General features: G+C 68.3%; 11 protein-coding genes. 9 read left to right on the forward strand and 2 right to left on the reverse strand.

The features are described 5' to 3' along the window. The 9 genes from R1101_RS26325 to R1101_RS0109900 form a co-directional block, all read left to right on the forward strand. On the forward strand, positions 1-1,054 hold a 1,054-nt coding region (locus R1101_RS26325), incomplete at its 5' end, for a CaiB/BaiF CoA transferase family protein (protein ID WP_016933272.1). Between the two features lie 252 nt (positions 1,055-1,306). Next, positions 1,307-1,609 carry an urease subunit gamma gene (locus R1101_RS0109865; protein ID WP_016933273.1) on the forward strand — a complete coding sequence of 101 codons (303 nt, stop codon included), beginning with the start codon at positions 1,307-1,309 and terminating at the stop codon, positions 1,607-1,609. Positions 1,610-1,621: 12 nt separating this feature from the next. Then, the gene (gene ureB, locus R1101_RS0109870) at positions 1,622-1,951 is read left to right on the forward strand and encodes an urease subunit beta (protein ID WP_016933274.1); all 330 of its coding nucleotides are present in this window, start codon (positions 1,622-1,624) and stop codon (positions 1,949-1,951) included. A gap of 4 nt (positions 1,952-1,955) precedes the next feature. Continuing rightward, the gene (locus tag R1101_RS0109875; protein ID WP_016933275.1) at positions 1,956-3,656 is read left to right on the forward strand and encodes an urease subunit alpha; all 1,701 of its coding nucleotides are present in this window, start codon (positions 1,956-1,958) and stop codon (positions 3,654-3,656) included. Then, complete coding sequence (locus tag R1101_RS0109880; RefSeq protein ID WP_016933276.1) at positions 3,656-4,351, forward strand: urease accessory protein UreF; 696 nt, start codon at positions 3,656-3,658, stop codon at positions 4,349-4,351. Before R1101_RS0109875 ends, R1101_RS0109880 begins: the two co-directional genes overlap by 1 nt. Further along, positions 4,344-5,126, forward strand: a complete 783-nt coding sequence (gene ureG / locus R1101_RS0109885; RefSeq protein WP_016933277.1) for an urease accessory protein UreG — start codon at positions 4,344-4,346, stop codon at positions 5,124-5,126. The genes R1101_RS0109880 and ureG overlap by 8 nt, the downstream gene beginning before the upstream one ends. A gap of 2 nt (positions 5,127-5,128) precedes the next feature. Then, positions 5,129-5,860, forward strand: a complete 732-nt coding sequence (locus R1101_RS0109890; RefSeq protein WP_016933278.1) for an urease accessory protein UreD — start codon at positions 5,129-5,131, stop codon at positions 5,858-5,860. Then, positions 5,847-6,782: an energy-coupling factor ABC transporter permease gene (locus R1101_RS0109895; RefSeq protein ID WP_016933279.1), complete on the forward strand. Its 936-nt coding sequence runs from the start codon at positions 5,847-5,849 to the stop codon at positions 6,780-6,782. Before R1101_RS0109890 ends, R1101_RS0109895 begins: the two co-directional genes overlap by 14 nt. 124 nt (positions 6,783-6,906) lie before the next feature. Beyond that, positions 6,907-7,611: a DUF899 domain-containing protein gene (locus tag R1101_RS0109900; protein ID WP_016933280.1), complete on the forward strand. Its 705-nt coding sequence runs from the start codon at positions 6,907-6,909 to the stop codon at positions 7,609-7,611. Between the two features lie 69 nt (positions 7,612-7,680). Here R1101_RS0109900 and R1101_RS0109905 read toward each other — a convergent pair whose 3' ends face one another. Both R1101_RS0109905 and R1101_RS0109910 read right to left on the reverse strand, forming a co-directional pair. Next, positions 7,681-8,232: a dihydrofolate reductase family protein gene (locus tag R1101_RS0109905; protein WP_016933281.1), complete on the reverse strand. Its 552-nt coding sequence runs from the start codon at positions 8,230-8,232 to the stop codon at positions 7,681-7,683. Positions 8,233-8,290: 58 nt separating this feature from the next. Beyond that, a complete protein-coding gene (locus tag R1101_RS0109910; RefSeq protein ID WP_232284717.1) occupies positions 8,291-9,097 on the reverse strand; it encodes a glycoside hydrolase family 19 protein in 807 nt (268 codons plus the stop codon). Positions 9,098-9,608 lie beyond the last annotated feature (511 nt).

Here is a 9,608-nt window from a genome sequence, read left to right on the forward strand (position 1 = left end):
GGTCGAGCACCCCCAGGGCGGCGACCCCACCCGGGTGTGGGGGCCACCCTTCGTCGGCGACGACGCCACCTACTACCTCGCGGTCAACCGCGGCAAGAAGTCGGTGACGATCGACCTCAAGTCGGAGGAGGGACAGCGGATCGTGCACCGGATGCTCGCCGACGCCGACGTCGTGGTCGAGAACTTCAAACCCGGCAGCGGCCTGCAGAAGATCTTCGACTACCGCGCTCTGTCCGAACAGCACCCGCACCTGATCGTCCTGCACATCTCGGCCTTCGGTGACGAGGGACCGCTGGCCGACCAGCCCGGCTACGACATGGTCGCTCAGGCCGCCGGCGGTTTGATGTCGCTGACCGGTGAACCCGGTGGCGCGCCGATGAAGGCCGGATACGCGATGGGCGATCTCGGTGCAGCACTGTTCGGGGTGATCGGGGTACTCGCCGCGCTGGTCGAACGCACTCGCACCGGTCGCGGCCAGTACGTCACCACCTCGCTGTTCGAATGCCAGCTGGCGATGCACGTCAACTGGGCCACGAACTATTTCGCCACGCGGGAGCGACCGCACGCTCTGGGCTCGGCGCACCCCAATCTCGCTCCCTACCAGGCATATCCGGCGAGCGACGGATACTTCGTCGTCGCGGTGGGGAACGACGGGCTGTGGGAGAAGCTGTGCGTGACGCTGGGCCGACCCGAGCTCGTGACCGATGCACGGTTCCTCCACAACCGTGATCGCATCGAGCATCGCGACGAACTCGACGAGGTCCTCACCGAGGCATTCGCCATCGGGACGGTCGAATATTGGTGCCGGGTCCTCGAGGAACATGGCGTGCCGGTATCCCCCATCCGGCATCTCGACGAGATCTACAGCGATCCGCACACCGCCGCGATCGGCATGGTCGGCACCGTCGACCATGCGTCCGGGCCTCTCGAACAGATCGCGTTCCCGGTCAATTTCGGGGGGGCACGACCGCCGCTGCGGTCGGCACCGCCGCTGCACGGAGAACACACCGACGAGATCCTCGCGGGATATCAGGAGGTCTCCGTTCCGTCCTAGCGACGAACGCCTCGAATATCGCTGACCTACGGCCGTTTCCGATCGATCGGGAACGGCCGTAGGTCTGTCCGGCCATGGACGGCGGTGGCGGCATCCCACTGCGGTGTTGCCGGGGTCACGCAGTGCGGCAGCACTTCTGAGGTCGATACGTCCGGATTTCTCCGCGATACGCGGGGGTAACGTCCGCGAAACAAGAGCCGCGCATGATCGGCATCGAGTGCACGACCGCCGACTCGCACGAAAGAACGACATATGCAGCTGACTCCCGCCGATACCGAGAAACTCCTTCTGGCCGTCGCCGGCATGGTGGCGCGCGACCGGCGGGACCGCGGCGTCCGACTGAACTACCCCGAAGCCGTTGCCCTGTTGTCCACCTGGGTGATCGAACGGGCACGCGAAGGCGCCGACGTCGCCGACCTCATGGTGAAGGGCCGCGAGGTCCTCGCCCGCGAAGAGGTCATGGACGGCGTCACCGAAATGCTGACCGACGTGCAGGTCGAGGCCACTTTCCCGGACGGACGCAAGCTCGTCACGATCCACCACCCGATTTCCTGAAAGGAGCCCGACATGGCATCCGGACCGACTTCGGGACCCGGAGCGATTCGCGTCGCCGAGGGCTCCCTCACCCTCAACGCGGACCGCTCCGACGACGAGCGCATCACCCTCGTCTTCCTCAACACCGGTGATCGTCCCATCCAGATCGGCTCACACCTCCACCTGCCGGACGCGAACGCGGCCCTCGAATTCGACCGTGAACGCGCGCAGGGCTTCCGCCTGGACATCCCGTCGGGGACGTCGCAGCGATTCGAACCCGGCAGCAGCCGCGAACTGGACGCCGTCGCCCTGCGCGGGCGACGCGTCGTACCCGGTATCCAGGTGCGGAAGCAGGAGGACTGAGAACGTGGAGATCACACGCGCCGAGTACGGGGCACTGTACGGACCGACGGTCGGCGACCGGGTACGCCTGGGCGACACCGACCTGTGGATCCAGATCGAGGAGGACCGCACCTTCGGCGGCGAGGAAGCCGTCTTCGGTGGCGGCAAGTCCATCCGCGAATCGATGGCCCAGGGCGTGACGACGCGGGCCGAAGGTGCTCCCGACACCGTCATCACGAACGTGATCGTGCTGGACTGGTGGGGCATCGTGCGCGCCGACGTCGGTATCCGCGACGGTCGCATCGTCGCCCTCGGCCGCGCCGGCAACCCGGACATCGCCGACGGCGTGCACCCGAAGTTGCAGATCGGCCCGTCCACCGACGTCATCTCCGGTGAAGGCCGCATCCTCACTGCCGGCGCGTTCGACTCGCACGTGCACCTGCTGTCGCCGTCACAGATCGTCGAGGCACTCGCCACCGGCATCACCACGATCGCCGGCGGCGGAACCGGTCCGTCCGAAGGGTCGAAGGCCACCACCGTCACGCCGGGCCCGTGGCATCTGATGCAGATGCACCGCGCGCTCGACGCGCTGCCGGTGAATGTGCTGCTGCTCGGCAAGGGCAACACCGTCTCCACCGAAGGGCTGCGCGAACAGGCCCTCGCCGGTGCCGCCGGGTACAAGGTGCACGAGGACTGGGGCTCCACACCGGCCGCGATCGATGCGGCGTTACGCGCGGCCGACGAGCACGGACTGCAGGTCGCGCTGCATTCGGACTCACTGAACGAGGCGGGCTTCGTGGAGAGCACCTTGGCCGCGATCGGCGGCCGCTCGATCCACGCCTTCCACGTCGAAGGCGCCGGAGGTGGGCACGCCCCGGACATCCTGAGCATCGCCGGGATGCCGCACATCATTCCCGGCTCGACGAACCCGACTCTGCCGCACACGGTGAACACCGTCGAGGAGCACCTCGACATGCTGATGGTCTGTCATCACCTCAACCCGGCCGTCCCGGAGGACCTCGCGTTCGCCGAATCCCGGATCCGGGCCACCACCATCGCGGCCGAGGACATCCTGCACGACATGGGTGCCCTGTCGATCACCTCGTCCGACGCCCAGGCGATGGGACGGATCGGTGAGGTGATCACCCGCACCTGGCAGGTCGCGCACGTGATGAGGAACCGCCGCGGGGCGCTCCACGGCGGCATGCCCGCCGACAACGAACGGGCCCGTCGCTACGTCGCGAAGTACACGATCAACCCCGCGATCGCGCACGGCATCGACCACGAACTCGGTTCTGTCGAGGATGGCAAGCTCGCCGACCTCGTGCTGTGGGACCCGAAGTTCTTCGGCATCCGGCCGTCGCTGGTCATCAAGGGCGGATCGATCGCCTGGGCCGCGCTCGGCGACCCCAACGCGTCGATCCCGACCCCGCAGCCGGTGCTTCAGCGTCCGGCGTTCGGCGATGCGCTGGCCCCCCACACGTCGGTGTCGTTCGTCTCCCCCACCGCCCTCGACGACGGCCTGGAGGAACGACTCGGGTTGCGCCGCAGGTTGTTGCCGCTGCGGCCGACCCGGCACATCGGCAAGGCCGACATGAAGCAGAACGACGCGTTGCCGCGCATCGAGATCCGCCCCGACACCTTCGACATCGACATCGACGGCGAGCGGGTCGTTCCAGCGCCGGCCACCGAACTGCCGCTCACGCAGCTGTACTCGATGTTCTGATGGTGCCCGGCACTCTCTCCCCCACCACGGTGCTGCTCCTCCTGGCGGACGGGCGCGCACCGGTCGGCGGGAACGTCAACTCGGGTGGGCTCGAACCAGCGCTCCAGGGTGGGATGTCACCGACCGAGGTGCGCCGCTTCCTCGTCGCACGGTTGCGCACCTCGGCGGCAGTCGAGGCCGGCGTCGCCGTGGTCACCCGACACGCGGTCGACTCCGATGCCGGAGCCGCCCTGTCGCTCCGGATCGACGAGATCGAGGACCACTGGGCGGCGCGCACTCCGGGCCCGGCCCAGCGCGACGCGTCCCGGTTGCTGGCCCGCGGTTATCTGCGACTGGCCCGGAACCTGTGGCCCTCCACCGTTCTCGACGACCTCGACGCCCGGACCCCGCGACCGTCGCGGGGACTGGTGGTCGGGGCCATCGCGGCGCTCGCGCGCATCCCGGCGATCGACACCGCGCGACTGGTGCTGTACGAGGAGGCGCAGGCGATCGTCGCGGCCTTCCTCAAACTGCACCCCTCCGACCCGGCCATCGGTTCGCGATGGACGCTCGAGGCCTGCGCCCATCTCGAACCGCTCATCGCCGAGCTGTCCGCTCTCACCGACCCGGCGGGCATCCCGGCGACCGGTGGTCCCCAGACCGAATTATGGGCCGAAGCCCACGCATCCGCTCCGGAAAGGCTGTTCCGTGCCTGAACACATCACTACCCGATCGCTCCGTCTCGGCGTCGCCGGTCCCGTCGGCACGGGCAAGAGCTCGCTGATCGCGACCATCTGCCGCACCCTCGCGTCCGAGCTGCAGCTCGGCGTGATCACCAACGACATCTACACCGACGAGGACGCCCGTTTCCTCCGCTCGGCCGGCGTGCTCGACCCCGAGCGCATCCGCGCGGTGGAGACCGGTGCGTGCCCGCACACCGCGATCCGCGACGACGTGACGATGAACCTGCTGGCCGTCGAAGATCTCGAACGCGACTTCGCGCCGCTCGACGTGGTGCTGGTGGAGAGCGGCGGTGACAACCTCACCGCGACCTTCTCCCCCGCGCTCGTCGACGCGCAGATCTTCGTGCTCGATGTCGCCGGTGGTGGCGACGTCGCCCGCAAGGGAGGGCCCGGCATCAGCCGCGCCGACCTGCTCGTGGTGAACAAGACCGATCTCTCCCCCTATGTGGGTGTCGACGTGCCCCAGATGGTCGCCGACGCCGAGAAGGCCCGCGAGGGCGGACCGGTGCTGGCGCTGTCCCGGACCGACGCCGCGTCCGTGCAGGCGCTCGGCGACTGGGTGCGCGAGATGCTGGCAGCCCACCGCGCCGGGTCGCACACCCCCGTCGATCCAGGTCCGATGGCTCCGCACTTCCACGCCGACGAGGACGAGGACGAGGACGAGGACGAGGACGACGGTCATCGCCATGGTCATGCCCATGGGCACGGTCACAGCCACGACGGCGCCGTCGCACACACGCACGACTGATCATGTCCCGCACCACGATCCGCATCGAACGGGCACCGGGCCGGGCACGTCTGGCCCTGCGGGCGGGCATGCTCGTCCCCCGCACGGTGGAAGTCGGTCCGGCTCACGCCCGAGTCGCCCTCGTCGCCGCCGGCGCACTGTTGCTCGGTGGTGACTCGGTGACCGTCGACGTCCATGTCGACGCCGGGTGCACGCTCGAGCTGCAGGACATCGGTGGCACCGTCGCCTACGACGCCGACAACCGGCTCTCCCGATGGGATGTACGGATCACGGTCGCCGAGGGCGGCGCCCTCGTCTGGGACACCTACCCGTTCGTGATCGCCACCGGCGCCCGCGTGCACCGAGACACCCGGATCGAACTCGCCTCCGACGCCGCCGCGAGTATGCGGGAGACCCTCGTCCTCGGGCGCCACGGGGAAACCGGAGGTGCGATCCGCAGCCAGACCTCGGCCACCCTCGACCGTCGTCCCCTCTTCGTCGAGGAGTTGTACGCGCACGGCGCGTTCCCCGAACCCGGGATCCTCGGTTCCGCGCGGGTGCACGACGTCATCGCGACCTACGGGCGACGCGCCGAGGACGACGCCGTCGTCCAGCTCGAAGGTCCCGGCAGCCTGCTGCGGTTCCTCGGTGCCGACACCCACTCCTCGCCGCTCGAGTCGACCTGGCGCTCCTGGCGCTCCACACACGTTCACCCGTCCACCCTCGAAGGGAGTCTCACCCATGCACGTCCCTGACCATTTCCTCACCACGAGCGCCACCGCGCCCGCCGCGGCGATCGCCACCGGTGCGGTCGTCCTCGCCGCGACCGCCGGGCGCCCGCGCCTCACGACCCGAGATGCCCTTCTCGCCGGCACGACCGCAGCGATGATCTTCGGCGCCCAGATGGTCAACTACCCCATCGCCGACGGCGTCAGCGGCCACCTCATCGGCGGCGCGCTCGCGACCGCGCTCCTCGGTCCCCGACTCGCTCTTCTCGCGATGACCGCCGTGCTCGGCGTACAGGCATTGCTGTTCGGGGACGGCGGCATCAACGCTCTCGGGGTGAACGTGCTGCTGATGGCGGGGCTACCCGTCCTCGTCACCGCCGCCATCCGTACCGGCGCCGAGCGGCTCGGCCTCGGAAAGCTGACGCGGACCACCGCCGCTCTCGGCGCCGGTCTGTCCGTGCCGGTGAGCGCGGCGGTTCTCGGCGCCGCATACTCGGCGACCGTCGGTACGGGCGCCGCCGCAGCGTTCATCGGCGATCTGACCGCAGTCCATCTGGCCATCGGTCTCGGTGAAGCCCTCATCACCGCCGCGGTGTCGAGCGCGGTGATGGCGTTCGCGCCCGGCGTGGCCGTATGGGACGAGCGGTCCACCGTCACCCCGGTCGCCGTCCGACGGGGAGTCGCAGCACTCGGTGGTCTGGCCGTGACCAGTGCCTGCGCGCTGGCGCTCGTCGCGTCCGGCAGCCCCGACGGTCTCGAGCACATCGTCGGCGCCTACTCGCTGCCGGTCGGGGATGCCACCTTCGCCGGTATTCCCGGCCTCGCCGACTACGGCACGATCAGCGGCACCGAGTTCCTCGCGGCGCTGGCCGGGCTCGCTGCGACCGCGGTGATCGGCGCCGGCCTCGCTGCGCCGGGCCGCCGCACGCCGGTCCGTCAGGGCGCGTAGCGGTCACGGCACGCGCCTCGTCGAGTCCCTCGGTCGGGACACCTCCGATCGAGGGGATCGATGAGTTTCGGGCCTGCCCCCGGTCGACATTCGTGAACGGATCCGTCCGACTCCGGGAGACGTCATGACCCAGCAGACCACCCGCGCCCTTCCCCCGATCGTCGACGAGCAGACCTGGCGAGCAGCGCTCGAAGACCTACGTCGACGGGAGAAGGCCGCCACTCGCGAACTCGACGCCATCGCAGCACAACGTCGTCGACTGCCGATGGTCGAACTGCCCGACTACACGTTGATCGGCGTCGACGGCCCGATTCGGCTTGTCGACGTGTTCCAGGGCCGCTCGCAACTCATCACCTATCACCACATGTGGTCCGACGGCGCCGAATGGCAGTGCGGTGGATGCACGAGCCTCACAACGCAGTGGACCCGGCTCGGCATCCTCGACAACTACGACGCCCGCATGGTCATCGTCACCAACGGACCGATCGACGAGGCCCTGGCCTACAAGGCCAAGGTCGGCAACACGATGGAGTGGTACTCGTCGTCGGAGAGTTCGTTCGGTGCCGACGTCGACGCACCTCCCGGTGGAGGGTTCGCGGTCAATGTGTTCCTGCGCGACGGCAACAAGGTCTACCGCACCTGGCACACCACCGGCCGCGGAACCGAACAGCTCAGCTACACCTTCGCCCTGATCGACCTTCTCCCATGGGGTCGTCAGGAGGAATGGCAGGATTCGCCCGAGGGCTGGCCGCAGTCGCCGACCTATTCGGGGTGGCTGGATTCGCCCGACGTGGCGCGGCTCTACGGCCCGGGCACCGGCGCGCGGTGAACGCGGATGACATGGTGGACGCGACCCCGTCACGCGCCTGGTACGTGAGAACCGGTGTGTCACAGAAATTCAGTCGGCAAGGTAGCGCAACATCACTGCGGTGGCGAAGTGACGTGTCTCGACCAGGCGCAGATCCACGCGTTTCTCCAGGGGCGGGAACATGGGTGTGCCACCACCGAGCAGGACGGGTGAGACGAACACCTGGTACTCGTCGACGAGACCGTGGGGGATCAGCGACGCGGCGAGGTTCGCCCCACCGACCTCCATGACTCCGTCGCCTTCGGCCTTGAGTCTGCGCACCTCCTCCGCCGCGTCGTCGCTGACGAGGCGACTGTTCCAGTGAACTTCGGTAAGTGTGCGGGAGAAGACGATCTTGGGCGTGGTCGTCCACAGTTCGGCGAAGTCGCGCTCGATGGGCGAGGCATCGTCGGGTAGGTGCGGCCAGTACTCCGCCATCAACTCGTACATCCGCCGACCGTGCAGCGAGAGCTCGAGCTGACGGAACCGGTCGTTGTGGAACTGGTGCAGTTCGTCGTCGGGGTCGGTCCAGTCGATGTTGCCGTCGCGGTCGTTGATGTAGCCGTCGAGGGACACGCCGAAGTCGTAGATCAGTTTTCTCATGATCCGATAGACCGTCGGCGCGCCCCGAACTCATCGGCCCGGTGCGACTATGTGGCGCTTACGGCTGGAGCAGCACGTCCAGACCACGCTTGAAGTCGTCGATACGGCGACCGAGCGCGTGGTGACCGCCGTTGACGAGCTCGGACACCCGGACGATCCCCGCGGTGTCCGCGACCTCGTTGAGGTTGCGCGAGGTCCAGTACCAGGCGGCGGTGGTGAAGGCGTTCTCCGGCGCAGCGAGCAGCTCGGGGTGCGCGACGAAGTCGACGCCGATGTGTTCGCTGACCTTCTCGTAGTTGTGACGGCCCGTGATCTGGATCGCGCCGCGCCCCTTGTAACGTTCGCCGTCGCCGGGCTGGGTGTTGCCGAGGTCGGCTCGCCCCTCGTAGGCGCGTCCGGACGCGTACTCCTCGAAGGTGCGGAAGGAATCGGATTCGACGGCGAGCTGGGCGATGAACGCCGCCTGACGGACCGGGTTGTCGATGCCGCTGCGCGTCATCGCATCGTTCAGCGGTGCGATGTACTGCTCGATCTTCTCCGCAGGGACACCCGGCACGATGCGGGTCAGCTCCTCGGGTGTGACCGCCGGCGGCACAGGAGGCGGAGCGATCTCCGTCGCGACCTCCACCGCCTCGGTCGACTCCGTGGAGGTGGTGTCCTCCACGGCGTCCGTCACGGTCCAGCCGTCGGCGGACAATGCGTCGAAGTCCAGCGCCCGGATCAGAGCGCGGGGCTCCTGGAACCCGGTCGGTGCGGAGGTGGCGGTGTCGGCATCGGCGGCGGACGTACCGACGCCGATGGCGGTGGTGAGAACGGCAGCCGCGGCGACGGCGGCACGGAAACGGCGCAATGATGAAACGGACAAGGTCGTGCTCCAAAATCGGCCGAATTGCGTCCGGCCCTCAACGGGGCCGCGGGCATCGCCGGCGGATCTGTACCACCGCACGGAGCGTCATCACGCGACCTTCAGGTCACAACCAGGTAACGTCGCAGGTCCAAGCGTTTTCAAGGAATCGTGTCCGACGCCATCTGAACCGAGGCAAGTGGGCCACGTCATACTCGAAAGTCGATCTTTACGGCCCTCGCATTCGGCCGGCCCGACGACAACCTGCCGCAACGGCACCGGACCGATCCTGTCCCCGTCCACAGAGGATCGACGCGTTCTCACCGAATTCCCTGTGTAGCAATACCTTCGATGACGCGGTCGCACACGCCGAAGGTTCGCCCCACAGATGATCGAATCGAGGCAGCGATGGGTCGCCCCCTCGAGAACAGACCGGTTCGATTCGACCGAGAAGGTGTACGCCCCCGAGCCGGGTCGTAATCATTTCGTGTCCGACGACACACCTCGATAACGCGCTACCGCGAGCAGAGGA

The organism is Rhodococcus sp. R1101, assembly GCF_000278445.1.
Classification (GTDB): domain Bacteria; phylum Actinomycetota; class Actinomycetes; order Mycobacteriales; family Mycobacteriaceae; genus Rhodococcus; species Rhodococcus gordoniae.

Coding starts and splice junctions, on each gene's coding strand:
- ureB (WP_016933274.1), top strand. CDS start 1,622: ATGGCATCCGGACCGACTTCGGGACCCGGAGCGATTCGCGTCGCCGAG.
- R1101_RS0109905 (WP_016933281.1), bottom strand. CDS start 8,232: ATGAGAAAACTGATCTACGACTTCGGCGTGTCCCTCGACGGCTACATC.
- R1101_RS0109890 (WP_016933278.1), top strand. CDS start 5,129: ATGTCCCGCACCACGATCCGCATCGAACGGGCACCGGGCCGGGCACGT.
- R1101_RS0109865 (WP_016933273.1), top strand. CDS start 1,307: ATGCAGCTGACTCCCGCCGATACCGAGAAACTCCTTCTGGCCGTCGCC.
- R1101_RS0109895 (WP_016933279.1), top strand. CDS start 5,847: ATGCACGTCCCTGACCATTTCCTCACCACGAGCGCCACCGCGCCCGCC.
- R1101_RS0109900 (WP_016933280.1), top strand. CDS start 6,907: ATGACCCAGCAGACCACCCGCGCCCTTCCCCCGATCGTCGACGAGCAG.
- R1101_RS0109880 (WP_016933276.1), top strand. CDS start 3,656: ATGGTGCCCGGCACTCTCTCCCCCACCACGGTGCTGCTCCTCCTGGCG.